This window comes from Novosphingobium cyanobacteriorum (assembly GCF_029436685.1).
Lineage (GTDB): Bacteria > Pseudomonadota > Alphaproteobacteria > Sphingomonadales > Sphingomonadaceae > Novosphingobium > Novosphingobium cyanobacteriorum.
Genome location: NZ_JAROCY010000005.1, coordinates 265,549 through 282,361, shown reverse-complemented (window position 1 = coordinate 282,361; position 16,813 = coordinate 265,549). Strand labels below are relative to the sequence as shown.

The window sequence follows — 16,813 nt, the reverse complement described above, 5'->3', positions numbered from 1 at the left end:
GCATTACGTAGTCAGCGAGGCAAAGGAAGGCGTTCCGCCAAAACGGTGCGAAATCTCGCCCAACCGGCAGTTGCTGTTAACCGCGTTCCTTCGCGGTTCGGCAAAGTGCGCGGGCCGAATGTGGCACCATGCGCCGCCTGCTGTGCCTGTTCCTGTGCCTGATTGCCCTGCCTGCATCCGCCCAGCAGGTCAGTGTGCGCACCTGGACAGATGAACAGGGCGTGCGCTGGACCGAGACGACCACAGTGGAGGTGGTCGACGAGGATTCCGCGCCGGGAAGCGACCGCCTGGTCCCGCTTTCCGGCGCCTCCTCACCGGTTGCAGGCATCGCCCGGTTCGGCCCCTTCATGGTGGTGGACGAGACCCATGCGGCGCTGATCGCCGAAACCGATGGACGAAGCCCGGCTGATTTCCGTGCCATGCTTGCCACTTACCCCGGCATCGCCGTGCTGCAGATGGTCGATTGTCCCGGCACCGTTGACGATACTGCCAACCTCGCCGTGGGACGCCTGATCCGCGCACGGGGCATCGCCACCGAAGTGCCGGCAGGCGGCTCGGTTCGGTCCGGCGCGGTCGAACTGTTCCTTGCAGGCGCGACTCGCCATGCCGCGCCTGATGCCGAATTCGCAGTGCACGCGTGGGAAGACGATGACGGCCGCCAGCCCGGCGACTTCGCTGCCAGCGATCCGGCCAACGCCGCCTACCTGCGCTATTACCGCGAAATGGGGCTCGCCCCCCAACGCGCCGCAGCGTTCTATGCGCTGACCAACTCGGTGCCCAATGAACAGGTGCTGTGGCTGCGCACGGCCGACATTGCGCAATACGTGACGCTGAACTGACCTTCGCCGCAAGATTATTGCCACGAAAATCAGATAAAACCGCACCACGTTGCGAAGCGGAGCGGCTGTCTTGCCAAGCCCGTGGCAGGCGTTAAGCCGATGCCATGACATCACTTTCCCGCGCGATCGCCTCGCTTCCGCTGACGGCGCTGGCCCTGCTGGCTGCTCCAGCCCTCCATGCCCAGGCTCCTGCCTCCCCGATGACGGCACAGGACCTCGTCACGCTCGACAGGCTTGGCGGAACCGCAGTCTCTCCTGATGGATCATGGGTCGTCTTTGCCCGAACCGTCACTGATCCGCAGAGCTACAAGCGGACGACCTCGCTCTGGATCAAAAGCGTGGCAAAGCCGGCCCAGCCGCCCGTGCGCCTCCCCCTGCCCGATGGCGCAAGCGAACCCGCGTTCGATCGCAATGGCCGCCTTTACTACCTCGCCGAAGGCAAGCCCGATGCGGCATCCGACGCAGTCGGCCAGGTCTGGTCCGTCGCGCTCGATGCCGCAGGGGTGGTCTCCGGCACCCCCGTGCAGGTCTCCGCCTTCAAGGCCGAAGTATCCGGCTTCAAGCTCTCGCCCGATGGCCGCCGCATTGCGGTGTGGGGTGATCTGGCGCGCGATTGCGCCACGTTCGGTGGCTGCGCGGAAGGCAACGCCGCTCTCACCGGCCCCGGCAGCGGGCGGCTTTACCGCGATGGTGCGGGCTTTGTTCGCCATTGGGATCAATGGGAAACACCGGGCAACTACAGCCGCATCTTCACCTTCGCGCTCACCACGCAGGGCGCGGTCGATCCCGCCACCGGCAAGCCTGCCGATGGCCCCGCTGGCGCAGGTGCGCTCGTCGGCGATGCCCCGACCAAGCCCTTCGGCGATGGTGCGGAAGTCGCATGGTCAGCCGATTCCAGCGCCCTCGTCTTCGCCGCACGTCGGGCCGACCGTGACGAGCCCCGCAGCACGAACGTCGACCTGTGGTGGTCCGCGCTCGATGGCAGCGCGCCAACGAACCTGACCGAATTGAACAAGGCAACCGACACCATGCCCGCCTTCTCCCCCGACGGGCGCTGGCTGGCGTGGGCAGCAATGACACGCCCGGGCTATGAAAGCGACAAACTGGATGTCTGGCTGCTTGACCTAACGACGAAGGAATGGCGTCCTCTGACAGGGGACTGGGACCGCTCGCCCACCTCGCTGCAGTGGACGCCCGATGGCAAGGCGCTGATCGCCACGGCGGAAGATGTGCTCGACACCCCCGCCTTCCGCATCGATCCCGCCAGTGGCAAGGTCACCCGGCTGTCGCTGGCAGGAACCCGCGAAGGCAACATCGGCCATGTCACCCCGCTGAAGGATGGCCGCCTGCTCTTTGCGCGCGACACCATCGATACCCCGGCCGAGCTCTATATCGGCAAAGCGGGCAAGACGCCTGTGCGCCTTACCGATCTCAACACCACCCGCCTTGCTGCCAAGGGACAGGTTTCCACCCGTCGCTTCAACTTCAAGGGCGCGAACGGTGACACCGTGTGGGGCCAGATCGTCAAGCCGGCCGGCTTTACCGGAAAGCTGCCCGAGGTCCTTCTGGTCCACGGTGGCCCGCAGGGCTCGTTCAACGATTCGTGGTCTTTCCGCTGGAACCCCCGTACCATCGCCAGCCAGGGCTATGCCGCAGTCACGATCGATTTCCACGGTTCCACCGGTTACGGACAGGCTTTCGTTGACGCGATCAACCAGGATTGGGGCGGCAAGCCGCTGGAAGACCTGCAGAAAGGCCTTGCCGCCGCCGAAGCGCTCGATACCCAGATCGATGGGGCGAATGCCTGCGCCATGGGCGCCAGCTATGGCGGTTACATGATGAACTGGATCGAAGGCGCATGGCCCGACCGGTTCAAGTGCATCGTGCAGCATGATGGCGTCTTCGATGCGCGCGCCATGGCCTATGAAACCGAAGAGCTGTGGTTCGACGAATGGGAGCACGGCGGCAAGACCTACTTCGAGGCGCCCGAAGCCTATGAGAAGTGGAACCCGGTGAACCTCGTCACCAAGTGGCAGACGCCGATGCTGGTTATCACCAGCGAAAAGGACTTCCGCATCCCCTATACCCAGGGCCTCGCCGCCTTCACCGCGCTGCAGACGCGCAAGGTGCCCAGCGAACTGCTCGTCTTCCCAGACGAGAACCACTGGGTGCTGAAGCCGAAGAACTCGCTGCAGTGGCACCGCACCGTGTTTTCATGGCTCGGCCGCTGGCTGCGCGGTGACGGGCGGGATTAAGGCGAAGCGGACCCATGGCCAAGCCCGATCCGGCGCTGCTCGATCCTGCGCGCTATCCCTTCGTGCACGAAATCGGCACCCGCTTTGCCGATCTCGATCCGAATGACCACATCAACAACGTGGCCATGGCCGCGCTGCTGGAGGATGGCCGCGTCCGCTTCAACGCGGCCGCGGGGGTGGGCCGGGCAAGGCCGAAATTGCGGTTCATGGTGGCCAGTGTCGCCATCGATTACCTTGCGCAGGCGCATTACCCGGGCACGATGACCTGCCATTGCGGTGCCGCCTCGCTGGGTCGCACCAGCTTTGCCATCCAGCAACTGTTGCGCCAGGGCGATCGCGCCGTTGCCGTGGCGCGCACCGTGGTGGTGTGCACGGATGGACAGCGGCCCACTCCGCTGCCCGATTCCCTGCGCGGCGCCTTCGACAGCTGGATGATACGATGACGAATTCCGAAGAGATTCTGCAGGCTGAACGCGCATTGGAGCAGCTCGGCGGCTTCAACCCGCAGCGCCACATCCTGCTCTGCGCCGGTCCGGAAAAGGACAAGTGCGCCCCCCGCGCCGTGGGTGACGAGGCGTGGAACTACCTCAAGAAACGTCTCGGCGAACTCAAGCTCGGCGGCGCGCAGGGCATACTGCGCAACAAGGTCGGATGCCTGCGCGTCTGCCTCGTCGGCCCGGTCGCCGTCGTCTACCCTGACAACGTGTGGTACCATTCCTGCACCCCGCCAGTGCTGGAACGCATCATCCAGGAACACGTGATCGGCGGCGTGCCGGTTGAGGATTTCCGGCTAAAGCCGCCGGCCTGATCGGCGGCGCTGGTCGCCATCCCGATCCGATCCGCGCTTAACCCCAGCTGTCGTTCTCGAACCGGTCGTCGATCGCCTCGTCGTGCCCCGTGCCGCTCGACAGGAACAGCAGGCCCATCAGCGCGCCGACCAGCATGATCATCAGGCCAAAGCCCAGCGCGGTGGCGATGTAGAGGTGGATCGAGGCGAAGCCCACATCCTGATACAGCCAGGTCCACACCCCCGCGATCACCAGTGCGCTCAGCAGGCCCACCCAGCGCATCATCGACCGGAACCGTGCCCAGGCATGGGCCGCGTTGTGCGGATCATCCAGCGGAGAGATTCGGGACAGGGGATCGTGGGACATCGGAAGTCTCCATGCGCGGGATGCGGCGCAGTGGCAATTCTTTTGGCAAAGCCGGCCGAAAGGAGGCCGCATACGCGATTGCGGCCCTTTGAGAACGTGCGCGATGGTGGCATGATCCCTTTTCGAGATCGGCTGCGAAAGCCGTCCGCAGGGGAAAAGGAGGATGCCATGACGATTGGCAACGTGATCGCCGGACGTTCGGGCGATGTATGGCGCTGCCATGCCGACCAGACTGTGGCCGAAGCCGTGGAAGTGCTGGCGAAGAAGCGCATCGGTGCGCTGCCGGTGGAAGATGGCGATGCCGCCGTCGCCGGAATCTTTTCGGAACGCGACGTGCTGTATTGCCTGCAGGCCCACGGTGCCGCCGCGCTCCACATGAAGGTGCGCGATGTGATGACCGCACCTGCCTTCACCGTCACTCCGCAGACAAGTGTGCTTGAAGCGCTGGCGCTGATGACGAAGCGGCGGTTCCGCCACCTGCCGGTGGTGGATGGCGGCCGCATGGTCGGCTTTGTCTCGATCGGCGATCTGGTGAAGCACCGTATCGACCGGATCGAGGCCGAGGCCGAGGCCATGCGCGCCTATATCCAGACGGCCTAAGCCGCGTCGTCACCCTTCGGCCCTTGAGCGGCGAGGTCGCGCAGCCTATCTGTATGGGTATGAGCGAACCCTCCGTTACTCTCGCGCCCTCCGCCGCGGCACGCGTGGCCGCAATCGCGGCCAAGCAAGCCAAGCCTGCCATGCTGCGCCTTTCGGTCGAAGGGGGCGGCTGCAGCGGCTTCCAGTACAAGTTCGGCCTTGCCGACGCGGTGGAAGGTGATGACAGCATTGCCGAAACCGACGGGGTGAAGCTGCTGGTCGATCCGGTCAGCCTCGATCTCGTTTCCGGCGCGGTAGTGGAATATGTCGAATCGCTGGGCGGTTCGGCCTTCCGCGTCACCAACCCGCAGGCCGCTTCCGGCTGCGGCTGCGGCGCCAGTTTCTCGGTATGAGCGGCCACCAGACTGGCTTGTCCGATAGCATGTTGTGCCGCCTGCCCGGCGCCGGCCCGCAATCCAGCTTCAGCAGGGTTGCCTGACACATGCCGATCAAAGTCGCCAGCTTCAACATCAACGGCATCAAGGCACGCCTGCCGCGCCTGCTCGAATGGCTTGAGGAAACCCGACCTTCCGTCGCCTGCCTGCAGGAGATCAAGACCCAGGACGAAGGCTTCCCCGCCGCCGAGTTCGAAAAGATCGGCTATCACGCCATCTGGCACGGGCAGAAGGGCTTCAACGGCGTGGCGATCCTGGCCGACGGAGTCCAGCCGGTCGAGGCACATCGCGGCCTGCCCGGCGATCCTGAAGACGAACACGCCCGCTATCTCGAAGCCGACGTCTTTGGCCTGCGCGTGGTGTGCATCTACCTGCCCAACGGCAACCCGCAACCGGGGCCGAAGTTCGATTACAAGCTGCGCTGGATGGAACGCCTGCGCACCCGCATGGCCGAGATTTCGGCGCAGGAACTGCCGGCGCTGGTGATCGGCGACTACAACGTGATCCCCCATGATCACGATACCTTCAGCGTCCGCGCCATGGAAACCGATGCGCTGATGCAGCCGGAATCGCGCGATGCATACCAGCGCCTGCTCAATGATGGCTGGACCGACGCGATCGGCCTGCTCAACCCGCAGGGCGGCGTGTGGACCTTCTGGGATTACCAGGCAGGAGCGTGGCAGCGCGATCACGGCTTCCGCATCGACCATGCCCTGCTTTCGCCCGAACTGGCGGACCGGATGATCGCCGCGGGCGTGGACAAGGATTACCGGGGGCGGGAAAAGGCGAGCGACCATGCACCGATCTGGGTCACCCTGCGCGACTGACCGCGCTTTCGAACTTTGGCATGCTGCAACGCAGCACGGCGCATCTGAAGCACGATTCGTCGGCGCTGTCTTGCAACCTGCCGCAGCCGCACCATCTGGCGCGGCGTCGGTCCCGAAGGAAACTCCGATCCGGCCCGTTGGCATACCTGTGGCGTGGTTCACAGACTGGCCAGCAATGGGATGGCACAGCCAGCCCATGATCCACGGAATCGAATCGGACGGCACTGATGAAACTCTTCGGCAAGGACTTCTACCGCTCGCTGGCGATCGGCTTTCTGATCGGCACTGCAGCGATGGGCGTCAGCGTTGGCGCAAAGCTGCACGCACAGCCGGTGGCGTTTTCCGCGCCCTGATCCATACCCGCACCACGCTGGCCGGCCTCTCTGCCGCGCTTGCTCTCTCTGCCTGCCAGATGCCGGCGCAGGCCGAGACGGTGCTCGCTGCACCCGAAGCGGCGGTAAAGGCGAACGAGACGCCCGGCCTCAAGACAGCGGTCTTCGCCGGCGGCTGCTTCTGGGGCATGGAGGCAGTGTTCAGCCATGTTAAGGGCGTGAAGAGCGTCGTTTCCGGCTTTGAAGGCGGCGCGCGCCAGGACGCGCATTACGAACGGGTGAGCGAGGGCGATACCGGCCATGCCGAAGCCGTGCGCATCACCTATGACCCGGCGAAGATCCGCTATGACCAGCTGCTGCAGGTTTTCTTCGGCGTTGCGAGCGACCCCACCGAGTTGAACCGCCAGGGCCCCGACACTGGCACGCAGTATCGCAATGCCATTGTCCCCCTTTCACCCGAACAGCGCCGCGTCACTGCCGGCTATCTCGCCCAGCTCAAGGTGCTCAACCTGTGGAAGCGCCCCATCGTCACCGCGGTCGAGCCCGACAAGGGCTTCTTCCCGGCCGAGGACTACCATCAGGACTTCGCGCTCAAGAACCCGGACCACGGCTATATCAAGCGCTGGGACGCGCCCAAGGTTGCCGCGCTGAAGCGGCTTTACCCGCAGTTCTGGCAGAGCACCTTCACGCGGAACTGATTAGCGCCTATCTTGCAGGCATGGGCGGCCACCATCATCACGATTTCGCGGGCGAAAAGCTGGTTCTCGCAGCGCGCGGCGCGCTGCTCGACGCAGGCGAGCAATGGACGGAGATGCGCGCCGACGTGTTCGAGGCGCTGGCCCACTGCGAAAAGCCGGCTTCGGCCTATGACATTGCCGAAAGCGTGGGCAACCGTCGGGGCAAGCGCGTGGCCGCCAACAGCGTCTATCGCATCCTCGATCTCTTCGTGCGCACCAACCTCGCCCGCCGGGTGGAAAGCGCCAACGCCTATCTCGCCAACAGCCATCCCGGCTGCCGCCACGATTGCATCTTCCTGATCTGCGACACCTGCGGGGCGGCCACACACATCGACGATGATCGCCTCACCGGCGCGCTGCGCGCCGCCGCGCAGGACGCGGGCTTCGCCGAAGTGCGCCCCGTGGTGGAACTGCGCGGCGTGTGCCGCCGCTGCGGCGAAGGCGAGGAGTAAATCGGGCCACTTGCGTGGAGGCGGCACCGGTGCCGCAACTTGTTTCAGCTATGCTGAAACAACAAGCTACAACTCCTTGCGCATTCGCTTGAGCGGCACCGGCGCGCCGCCGCGATCGTCCTCGATCTCTTCCAGCACGCGATACCCGGCTGCCTGGTAAAGCGGGATCCCCGCCATCGTCCCCATCAGCTCCACTGCGGTGAATCCCTCCGCCCGCGCCTGCGCCTCGCAATGCGCCAGAAGCGCCCGCCCCACGCCCCTGCGCGCAAAATGCGGCACGGTGTACATCGCCCTGATCCGCGCGGCCTCTGTTGCGGGATCGAGCAGGCGCGGTTCGCGCAGGCCCACGCTGTGATCCCCGCCATAAAGCGTCGCGCGCCGGCTCCACCCGCCACAACCAGCGATCTCTTCGCCCATCATCGCCATGAAATAGGTGCGGTCCGCCACCAGTTGCCGGTCCAGCCCCATCACCGCGCGGCTCGCTTCGATCTGTTCAGGCGAAAGGAAACCGGCCTGAAGCTTGCCGATGGCGGCATCCATCACCGCATCCAGCACCGCAAGGTCCGCCTCGGTAGCCGCGCGAAAGGTCATCTCGATCATCGCCGCCACATGGCGATCCCGGCCACGCACTGGCAACGCCTTTCTTGCCCGCCAAGGCATGTGTCTATGGGGTTCGACAGGCTGACACCAAGAGTGTAAGGCAACCCCATGTCCGTCACTTCGGCTACACCGCTCCTCGATACGGTCGACACACCCGCCGACCTCCGCAAGCTCCAGCCCGCGCAGCTGCGCCAGCTTTCCGACGAACTGCGTACGGAGATGATCTCCGCCGTGGGGCAGACGGGCGGGCACCTCGGCTCGGGGCTTGGCGTGGTCGAACTGACCACCGCGATCCACTATGTGTTCAATACACCCGATGATCGCCTGATCTGGGACGTGGGCCACCAGGCCTATCCGCACAAGATCATTACCGGCCGTCGCAGCCGCATGCGCACCCTGCGCCAGGGCGGGGGCCTGTCCGGCTTCACCAAGCGCAGCGAAAGCGAATACGATCCTTTCGGCACCGCGCATTCCAGCACCTCGATCTCGGCCGCCATCGGCTTCGCCATCGCCAACAAGATCGCGGGCCAGCCGGGCAAGGCCATCGCCGTGATCGGTGATGGCGCGATGAGCGCGGGCATGGCCTACGAGGCGATGAACAATGCGCACGGTGCCGGCAACCGCCTCGTCGTCATCCTCAACGACAACGACATGTCGATCGCGCCGCCGGTGGGCGGCCTTTCGGCCTATCTCGCCCGCCTCGTCTCCTCGCGCCCGTTCCTCGAACTGCGCGATCTGGCCCGCCGCATCAGCCGCCGCCTGCCCGAACCGCTGCACAAGGCGGCGAAGAAGACCGATTCCTTCGCCCGCGGCATGGCCATGGGCGGCACCCTGTTCGAAGAACTGGGCTTCTACTACGTCGGCCCGATCGATGGCCACAACCTCGACCAGCTGATCCCCGTGCTGGAAAACGTGCGCGATGCCGCCGAAGGGCCGTGCCTCGTCCACGTCGTCACGCAGAAGGGCAAGGGTTATGGCCCGGCCGAAAAGGCGGCCGACAAGTACCACGGCGTGCAGAAGTTCGACGTGATCACCGGCGAGCAGGTGAAGAGCGCGGGCGGGCCGCCCAGCTACACCAACGTCTTCGCGCAGGCCCTGCTGGCAGAGGCGACGCGCGATTCCACGATCTGCGCGATCACCGCCGCCATGCCTTCGGGCACCGGGCTGGACAAGTTCCAGAAGACGTTCCCCGATCGCACCTTCGACGTCGGCATTGCCGAACAGCACGCCGTCACCTTTGCCGCGGGCCTTGCTGCGCAGGGCATGCGGCCGTTCTGCGCGATCTATTCCACCTTCCTGCAGCGCGCCTATGACCAAGTGGTGCACGATGTGGCGATCCAGAACCTGCCCGTGCGCTTCGCCATCGACCGCGCCGGGCTGGTCGGTGCCGATGGCGCCACCCACGCCGGCAGCTTCGACATCACCTATCTTGCCAGCCTGCCCAACATGGTCGTCATGGCCGCTGCGGACGAGGCCGAGCTGGTGCACATGACGCACACCGCCGCGCTGCATGACAGCGGCCCCATCGCCTTCCGCTATCCGCGCGGCAACGGCACGGGCGTCGCCCTGCCCGAAGTCCCGCTCCGGCTCGAGATCGGCAAGGGCCGGATCGTGCGCGAAGGCACCAAGGTCGCGCTGCTCTCGCTCGGCACCCGCCTGGCCGAAGCACTCAAGGCGGCCGACACGCTTGATGCCAAGGGCCTTTCGACCACCGTGGCCGACCTGCGCTTCGCCAAGCCGCTGGACGAAGAGCTGATCCGCCGCCTGATGGCCACCCACGATGTCGTCGTCACCATCGAGGAAGGCTCGATTGGCGGCCTCGGCGCCCACGTGCTGACCATGGCCAGCGACGAAGGCCTGACCGACGCCGGCCTCAAGATCCGCACCATGCGCCTGCCCGACGTGTTCCAGGACCACGACAACCCGGACCGCCAATACGACACCGCCGGCCTCAACGCCCCGCAGATCGTCGACACCGTCCTCAAGGCCCTTCGCCACAACAGCGCCGGCGTTCAGGAAGCACGGGCGTGATCTGTCCTAACGATCAAGAGACGAACTGCGTTATCCGCGACCGAAGGGACCGGATCGGCATCAGAAAGCGGCATTGCGAGAGGCTTGGGCTAAGGCTCGCGCCACTTACATATCGTCTTCCGTTCGCGTTCGTCGGCTACAGGCTTGTGATTCCAGCCGACCTGTCCAGGCTACGCGCCTTCAACATAGCGCGAAACTTGCGAGCGGGGCCTCGTGGGCTGCGCTTGCTCCACATAGCTATAAGGCTGGCTGAATACGCAGAGCGTCCATTATGCAAGAAGCAGCTTCGCCGCCCCTTGCGCAAGCGGTCGAAATGACTACCCCGAGCGCTGTTGGACCAAAGAGCACCAGACGGAGCTTCACACAATTGCCCTTCCCCCTTGATGGGGGAAGGATAGCGGAGCTTGGCGGCGCAGCCGTCTAGCGAAGCTTGGATGGGGGTGAAAGTGGCGGCCCGATAAACATGGACGCAACCCTCAATCCGGGTGCCGCATCTCGTGGATCGGCTTCCAGATGCCGGCATATTCGTGCGCCGTCACCAGGTGCGCCGCCGTCACCAGCAGCCAAGGCAACAGCGCGATGATCCAGTAATAGCCCAGCTTTCCGGCCTGCCGCACATCGGGCCAGAACGTCGTGCGCTTCAGCCATGATCGCCAGTCGCGCCCGTGCAGCTTGTCCTTCTTGCGGTCCTGCAGGTGCGATCCGCCCAGCGCCAGTACGATCACCGCCACGCTCAGCGCGATCGTTCGCGGCGTCGGCGCCACCAGGATATGCGCCACCGATATCAGCGCGAAGGCCCACATCATCGGATGGCGAGTGATGCGGTACACGCCCTTGGGCAGGATCGCGGAAAGCCCGGCGATGCGTGCGCCCGGCAGCGCCGGATTGCCGGTCAGCGAAGCGAGGAACAGCGCCGTAGCAATATAGGTCAGCACGCTGGCCAGCGTCCACGGCACCACCGCTTTGCCATTCCACAGCATGGGCGCGGGGGCATTCCGCTGGAACGCCACGATCGTGAAGCCCAGCGTCACGATCGAGACGAGGGAATAGACCGCCTGGAACGACTTTTCCCCCAGGCTGCGAACCAACGGCTTTCGCCACGGGTGCGACATCAGGAAATGCGTGCCCACAAATGCGGCCAGCGCCACCACCAGCATCAGGAAATCTGCACCCAAGTGCGCTCTCCCCCAATCGCGCATTAACCACCACGAATGCGTGCGACCGCGCATTCCGCGTGGTAGTGCTACACCCTGTTTTCCAGTTCAGTCGACCAACGGAAATAACCAATTTACTCTATTTTATGATATATTTCCGAAAAACTTAGGTTAGCAGCCTCCTCGCCCACAATTCGTCATCCATTTGTAATCGGAGCACAAATTGCGGCGTTCCGCACTGCCGGTCACGTGAGGCGACCGGCAGTCGAAGGCAAGGTTATCCACAGGCCCTGCTGGGCCCTTCCCTCACTGCACCCCGTGCATCAACCGCTTGAGCGGGATCGCCAGCGCCAGCAGCACCACGCCGATTCCCACCGAGACCCAGCCGATCGTGGTGAACACGCCGACGTAGGTGTCGAGGCTGACCTTCAGGTTGGTCACCTGCCCGCCCACCGTTTCCACGCTGGCCACCTGCGCCACCATGCCGGCCACATACTGCGCCACGGCGATGGACAGGAACCACACGCCCATCATCATCCCCACGATCCGCGCCATCGAAAGCTTGGTGATCATCGACAGGCCCACCGGCGAGATGCACAGTTCCGCCATCGAATGGATCAGGTAGAGCCCGGCCAGCCAGAACAGGCCCACCTTGAACTCCGCATCGGCGAACTGCGCGCCCCACACCAGCAGCAGGAACCCGCCGCCAACGCCCATCAGCGCCACCGCGAACTTCACCGGGATGCTCGGTTCCACCCCGCGCCGCGCCATGGCGTTCCACATCATGCTGAACAGCGGGGCGAGCGTGACGATGAACAGCGCGTTGAAGATCTGCGTCTGCCCTGCCGGCATCACATAGACTGGCTCGCTGCCAAAGCCGAGCGCGCGGGCATAGACCATGCCGCCGAACCCTGCGAGCATCACCGCGCCAAAGGCCAGGCCCATCCTGCGCCGCGCCGCCGGGCTCTCGCCATTGCCGAAGAACCATGTCAGCAGCCAGCCAAGCACGCCCAGCACAACCGCAAAGAACAGGTAGTAGCTGGCAGGGCTCGCCCGGAACATCGCGAACAGCGGCCGCGTCCAGCCGATCTCCAGCTGCGTGTTGCGCTCGGCGAACAGCGTCAGCGACGATCCCGCCTGTTCGAACAGGGTCCAGAACACGGTGTTGAACACGATCAGCACCATCGCCGCGACCATCATCTGGAATTCCACCCGGTTGCCCGAGACGAAGGCCCAGATCAGGATGCCGGGCACCGCCAGCAGGAAGGTGCCGAACATCAGCTTGCCCATGATCGGCAGGCCAAGGAAATAGCCGACCAGCCCCTCCCCCGCCTCTGGCGCCACGTAGGCCATCAGGTTGGTGAACAGGAAGAAGAACAGCGGCACGCAGATCAGCGCCGCAGCATAGATCAGCCAGTCCTTGCGCGGGTCCGCGCCTGCCGGCCGCTCGCCATAGCCGTCGAGCCGGCCGCCATCGAACTGGAATAGCACCCACGAGAACGTCATGCCGATCGCCGCGAGCCCGAACCCGGCCCACCAGCCCACCGATTCGGCCAAGATCGGGCAGAAGAACTGCGAGATCAGCGAACCGAGGTTGATGCCCATGTAGAAGATCGTGAATCCGGCATCGCGCCGCCGGTCCCCTTCGGCATAAAGCGTGCCGACGATGGTCGAGATGTTGGGCTTGAAGAAGCCGTTGCCAACCGTGATCAGCGACAGGCCGATCAGCAGGATGGCGATGTGGAACTGCGATCGCTCGCCATCCGACTGGAACCCGCCCGCCGCGATGCGCTTCGCCTCGCTGCCGTCTTGCGCCTTGAGCGAGACCGTCTTGTCCTCGTTGCCAACGATCTCCAGCCGCTGTCCGCCCATGTCGAGCGAACGCACTTCCTTGCCGGCCACCTCGGCAACGGTCACTTTATAACGCTGGCCCTCGATGGTGGCATAGGGCCTTGCTGCCTCGCCACCGAAGCAGAGCATGAAATAGCCCAGCGCCATCATGATCGCGCCGAACTTCACCGATCGCTTCGAACCAAGGTATCGGTCTGCGATCAGCCCGCCAATCAGCGGCGTGAGATAGACCAGCGCGGTAAACCCGCCATAGATGCCGGTGCTGGTGGTGTCGTTGAAGAGGAAATGCTTGGCGAGATAGAGCGTGAGAATCGCGCGCATGCCGTAATAGCCGAAGCGTTCCCACATCTCGGTGGTAAACAGGCGCTTGAGCTGGGCAGGATGGCCGAACCAGGTCGATTCGGCGTCAATGGGTCGATCGGCAGTATCGATTTGCAAAGGAAGAGCCCCTCCCGAAGATTGTTGCAAAAAATACTAGCTGCAATCCCCATGATGGAAAGCCACGAAATGCATCGGCACCGCCGCGTGCAAACCGCGTGGCCATTGCGCAGGATTGCTGCGCAATCCCCGTGGCTTCCCGCAATCTTGTTGCCCGGCGGGGTGTGTTATGGCAGTGCATCACCCATGGCTTCGCCCCTGCGCCCCGTCTATCTCCGCCTGCGCGATCGCATCGCCGCCGGCATCATCGACGGCACCTGGGCCGCTGGCGCGCTGCTGCCCTCGGTCCGCACGCTGGCGGCAGAGGAAGGTGCCAATCCGCTCACCGTGGCCAAGGCCTACCAGCAGTTCCAGGACGAGGGACTGGTCCGCGTGCAGCGCGGCATTGGCCTGTTCGTGGAGCCCGACGCGGCCGAGACGCTGCGCCGGCGCGAGCGCGAGCAGTTCCTGCGCGAGGAATGGCCACTGGTGGCCGAACGCATCCGCCTGCTGGCGATCAGACCCGAAGACCTGCCCGGCCTGCCCTTAAGAGCCGATGAAAACGTTTGATTGCGGGACTTTCGCCCTTTTGAACTAACCATGGTTAAGGTTGTCAGCCGCACCGCCTCGTGGCAGGATACCCGCTTGTACATCGTTACGGGGGTCTCGGTGTGCATGGGATCGTCACTTGGGGGGATGCCGCGCGCATCCGAGGGGATTGAGAACGGATGATCAGGTCCGAACTGCTGCAGGCTCTGGCGAAGGACAGCCCGGGGATGCGCGCCGAGGAAGTCGAGCGCGTGGTGGATGTGTTCTTCGACGAGATCGCCAAGCGCCTGGCCGAAGGCGGCCGTGTCGAACTGCGCGGCTTCGGCGCGTTCTCCACGCGCGAGCGTGAACCGCGCAAGGGCCGCAACCCGCGCACCGGCGATACCGTCGAGGTGCCGGGCAAGCGCGTGCCCTATTTCAAGCCCGGCAAGGAAATGCGCCAGAAGCTGAACGCGGAATAGTCCCGCCCACCGGGCCGGACAGTCCCTCCGCTCAAAACGGGGCGTTGCCCCGGCCCCTGCCCTGTGCCAAGCGCACGCAACTCCACGCGGACGTGGCGGAATGGTAGACGCAGGGGACTTAAAATCCCTTGAGCTCAGCTCGTGCGGGTTCGAGTCCCGCCGTCCGTACCAGTGCAGGCCCCACTGCGGGCCAGCGCACTCACAGGCCGAAGTCCATCGCCGACAGCACCGGCGCCAGCGATGTCGGTAGGTCCGATGGGGATGCCGTCAGGCGTCGAGCTTCGCCGGCCCGGGCAAACGCGCCCTCGCGATCGCCCCGACGCCACCGCAGCACTGCGGATAGCGCCAGCCCACGCACGTTTCCGGGATCGACCGCGACCAGTCGCTCCAGCACCTCTTGCGCCTCCTCCTCGCGCTTCAACGCCACCAGCGTCCGCGCCATCACGAACAGCGCCCACGTATCGTCCGGCTGCACCGCCAGCGCACGCGACAGCAGGTCGATCACCACGCCGTGTTCACGCCGCTCCTGCGCGATCCGGGCCAACGGCAGCAGCAGCGTGGGATTGTCCGGGGCTGCTGCAGATGCGCCCGGCACAGTGCTTCCGCCTGCCCAGCACGGTCCTGTCTGCACAGGATCGGCGCAAGAATGCCAGCCGCCTCCGGATGATCGATGCCCAGTTCCTCCATCAATGCGGCAAAGCGCAGCAGCACCTCATGGCATTCGGCCCTGCGCAGGCGTTGCAGCATCTGCACCAGGAGCACGGGATGCCGCCGCCCCGCCTGCAAGACCGCCGCGAACGCCGCCTCTGCCAACGCGCCATCCCCAGCGCCGGTACCGGATTCGAGCAGGCATCCTGCCTCCATCACCCATTCGGGCTGGTGCCCCACCAATGCCTCCGCTTCCACACCCAGCACCCGCGCATGATCCAATGCCCGCTCCGCAACGCCGCGCCGCCACAGCAACCGCATCGCCGCCGCATGGGCTGCCGCGCCGCCCAAGGCCACGTCACGTTCCGCCAGCGGGTCCAGGATAGCCCAGGCCTCATCCAGCCGCTGCGCCTCCACCAGCGCCGCCATGCGCAGCAGCGCCCCACGCGCCTCGGCGTCCTCTCCGCTCTGCGCCGCACCTTCGCCATAGGCAGCCGTCACATGGTCCATGATCCGCGCCACGAAGCCCGGCGCCACGTGGACCAGGTCGTCCTCCCGCACCTCGGCCTTGCGCGTGATCGTCGCGATCTCATAGCTGGGAAAGTAATCGACGTCGGCAAAGCGGTCCGCAACTTCGCCTGCCACCGCGCGCAGCACCGCCTTGGAATGCGTGTTGGCCACCACGATGTCGTCTGCGGTAAAGGTCCGCGCCAGCACCACGGGTGACGTGGTGAGCAGCACCTTGCGCCGCCCGTCGCACAGCAGCTCCATCGTCCGCACCACGAAATCGAGGCAAGTCGCGAAGTCCAGGCGAACGAAGGACAGCCTATCGCGATCCGCCCGCCGCGCCCACGCCGTGTCGAACTCGACATACGATCGGCTCACGCTGTCCCACCATGCCTCGATCAGGCCCAGCGTCACGATCACAACGTCTGCGGTAAAGGCATGCCGGAAATGCGCATAGAGCGCCTGCCTGGCCGCGATGGCCTCCTCGCGCGTCATGTCGGTCCGGTGTCCCTCGCGACACCACAGGTCGGCCCAGCGCCCCGGCGTCAGCTCGATCAGCAGCGGCAGGATATCGTTGTCGGTCGGCGTGTCGTCGCGGTGAAATATCGCGCCGGCCCACGCCAGCTCCTGCCAGATCGCCGGCGGGGTATAGCGGTTGTGATGCAGTTCCAGCGGTTCACCCCCGGTCTGCATGTCATAGCCATCAAGGATCAGGCGACGCGTGATGTTCGCGGCAAAGCAGCTGCCGATCGCAAAGAACTTCGCAGATCTGTCGAAGCGGAACGATGGCGCGATATGCGGCCAGCACTCCGGCTCCACCCGGTTCTCCGCTCCACGCCCCAGCATCCGCCCGAACCTGTTTTCCCGGGCCCTGGCAAGCGCTTGATCGAGCGGAACAAATCGAGGCATGAAGGCTCCTTTGGCAGGTGCCAGAGCCTAGCCATGCTGTGGCGCCCCGTCCATCC

Annotated in this window: 19 protein-coding genes and 1 tRNA gene; 14 read left to right on the top strand and 6 right to left on the bottom strand. The window is 65.1% G+C overall.

The genetic code is table 11. The annotated features are described in order from the left end of the window. Nucleotides 1-128: 128 nt before the first annotated feature. The 4 genes from POM99_RS07620 to POM99_RS07605 all read left to right on the top strand — a co-directional run bounded on the left by POM99_RS07620 (nt 129) and on the right by POM99_RS07605 (nt 3,902). On the top strand, nt 129-839 hold the full coding sequence (locus tag POM99_RS07620; RefSeq protein WP_277276363.1) for a hypothetical protein: 711 nt from the start codon (nt 129-131) through the stop codon (nt 837-839). Between the two features lie 104 nt (nt 840-943). Further along, nucleotides 944-3,094, top strand: coding sequence for a S9 family peptidase (locus POM99_RS07615; RefSeq protein ID WP_277276361.1), 2,151 nt, complete (start codon nt 944-946; stop codon nt 3,092-3,094). A gap of 14 nt (nt 3,095-3,108) precedes the next feature. Continuing rightward, nucleotides 3,109-3,537: an acyl-CoA thioesterase gene (locus POM99_RS07610; protein ID WP_277276359.1), complete on the top strand. Its 429-nt coding sequence runs from the start codon at nt 3,109-3,111 to the stop codon at nt 3,535-3,537. Then, nucleotides 3,534-3,902, top strand: coding sequence for a (2Fe-2S) ferredoxin domain-containing protein (locus POM99_RS07605; protein WP_277276356.1), 369 nt, complete (start codon nt 3,534-3,536; stop codon nt 3,900-3,902). The genes POM99_RS07610 and POM99_RS07605 overlap by 4 nt, the downstream gene beginning before the upstream one ends. A gap of 37 nt (nt 3,903-3,939) precedes the next feature. Here POM99_RS07605 and POM99_RS07600 read toward each other — a convergent pair whose 3' ends face one another. Continuing rightward, on the bottom strand, nt 3,940-4,248 hold the full coding sequence (locus tag POM99_RS07600) for a hypothetical protein (RefSeq protein ID WP_277276354.1): 309 nt from the start codon (nt 4,246-4,248) through the stop codon (nt 3,940-3,942). 168 nt (nt 4,249-4,416) lie between these two features. On the opposite strand from POM99_RS07600, the gene POM99_RS07595 reads away from it, so the two are divergent. The 6 genes from POM99_RS07595 to POM99_RS07570 all read left to right on the top strand — a co-directional run bounded on the left by POM99_RS07595 (nt 4,417) and on the right by POM99_RS07570 (nt 7,630). Continuing rightward, on the top strand, nt 4,417-4,848 hold the full coding sequence (locus POM99_RS07595; protein ID WP_277276352.1) for a CBS domain-containing protein: 432 nt from the start codon (nt 4,417-4,419) through the stop codon (nt 4,846-4,848). Between the two features lie 59 nt (nt 4,849-4,907). Further along, nucleotides 4,908-5,240, top strand: coding sequence for a HesB/IscA family protein (locus POM99_RS07590; protein ID WP_277276351.1), 333 nt, complete (start codon nt 4,908-4,910; stop codon nt 5,238-5,240). Between the two features lie 89 nt (nt 5,241-5,329). Continuing rightward, the gene (gene xth / locus POM99_RS07585) at nt 5,330-6,109 is read left to right on the top strand and encodes an exodeoxyribonuclease III (protein WP_277276349.1); all 780 of its coding nucleotides are present in this window, start codon (nt 5,330-5,332) and stop codon (nt 6,107-6,109) included. 227 nt (nt 6,110-6,336) lie between these two features. Further along, nucleotides 6,337-6,462, top strand: coding sequence for a hypothetical protein (locus POM99_RS07580; protein ID WP_277276347.1), 126 nt, complete (start codon nt 6,337-6,339; stop codon nt 6,460-6,462). Between the two features lie 59 nt (nt 6,463-6,521). Further along, nucleotides 6,522-7,139: a peptide-methionine (S)-S-oxide reductase MsrA gene (msrA, locus tag POM99_RS07575; protein WP_277276345.1), complete on the top strand. Its 618-nt coding sequence runs from the start codon at nt 6,522-6,524 to the stop codon at nt 7,137-7,139. Between the two features lie 20 nt (nt 7,140-7,159). Continuing rightward, nucleotides 7,160-7,630, top strand: coding sequence for a Fur family transcriptional regulator (locus tag POM99_RS07570; protein WP_277276343.1), 471 nt, complete (start codon nt 7,160-7,162; stop codon nt 7,628-7,630). A 66-nt stretch (nt 7,631-7,696) separates the two neighbouring features. On the opposite strand, the gene POM99_RS07565 is transcribed toward POM99_RS07570, so the two are convergent. Further along, nucleotides 7,697-8,230: a GNAT family N-acetyltransferase gene (locus POM99_RS07565; protein WP_277276341.1), complete on the bottom strand. Its 534-nt coding sequence runs from the start codon at nt 8,228-8,230 to the stop codon at nt 7,697-7,699. Nucleotides 8,231-8,338: 108 nt separating this feature from the next. Here POM99_RS07565 and dxs point away from each other — a divergent pair, with 108 nt between their 5' ends. Further along, nucleotides 8,339-10,261, top strand: coding sequence for a 1-deoxy-D-xylulose-5-phosphate synthase (gene dxs, locus POM99_RS07560; protein WP_277276339.1), 1,923 nt, complete (start codon nt 8,339-8,341; stop codon nt 10,259-10,261). Nucleotides 10,262-10,737: 476 nt separating this feature from the next. On the opposite strand, the gene POM99_RS07555 is transcribed toward dxs, so the two are convergent. Together POM99_RS07555 and POM99_RS07550 are read right to left on the bottom strand one after the other, a co-directional pair. Further along, complete coding sequence (locus tag POM99_RS07555; RefSeq protein WP_277276337.1) at nt 10,738-11,436, bottom strand: NnrU family protein; 699 nt, start codon at nt 11,434-11,436, stop codon at nt 10,738-10,740. A 285-nt stretch (nt 11,437-11,721) separates the two neighbouring features. After that, a complete protein-coding gene (locus POM99_RS07550; protein ID WP_277276335.1) occupies nt 11,722-13,704 on the bottom strand; it encodes a peptide MFS transporter in 1,983 nt (660 codons plus the stop codon). A 186-nt stretch (nt 13,705-13,890) separates the two neighbouring features. On the opposite strand from POM99_RS07550, the gene POM99_RS07545 reads away from it, so the two are divergent. From POM99_RS07545 to POM99_RS07535, 3 genes are all read left to right on the top strand, one after another. Beyond that, entirely contained in the window at nt 13,891-14,253 is a 363-nt protein-coding gene (locus POM99_RS07545; RefSeq protein WP_277276333.1) for a GntR family transcriptional regulator, read from the top strand. Nucleotides 14,254-14,411: 158 nt separating this feature from the next. After that, nucleotides 14,412-14,693: an integration host factor subunit beta gene (locus POM99_RS07540; RefSeq protein ID WP_277276331.1), complete on the top strand. Its 282-nt coding sequence runs from the start codon at nt 14,412-14,414 to the stop codon at nt 14,691-14,693. Nucleotides 14,694-14,779: 86 nt separating this feature from the next. Then, nucleotides 14,780-14,864: transfer RNA gene (locus POM99_RS07535), tRNA-Leu, on the top strand. 28 nt (nt 14,865-14,892) lie between these two features. Here the strand turns inward: POM99_RS07535 and POM99_RS07530 are convergent. Continuing rightward, complete coding sequence (locus POM99_RS07530; RefSeq protein ID WP_277276329.1) at nt 14,893-15,201, bottom strand: tetratricopeptide repeat protein; 309 nt, start codon at nt 15,199-15,201, stop codon at nt 14,893-14,895. Then, nucleotides 15,195-16,757 carry a GSCFA domain-containing protein gene (locus POM99_RS07525; protein ID WP_277276327.1) on the bottom strand — a complete coding sequence of 521 codons (1,563 nt, stop codon included), beginning with the start codon at nt 16,755-16,757 and terminating at the stop codon, nt 15,195-15,197. Before POM99_RS07525 ends, POM99_RS07530 begins: the two co-directional genes overlap by 7 nt. Nucleotides 16,758-16,813: the final 56 nt, after the last annotated feature.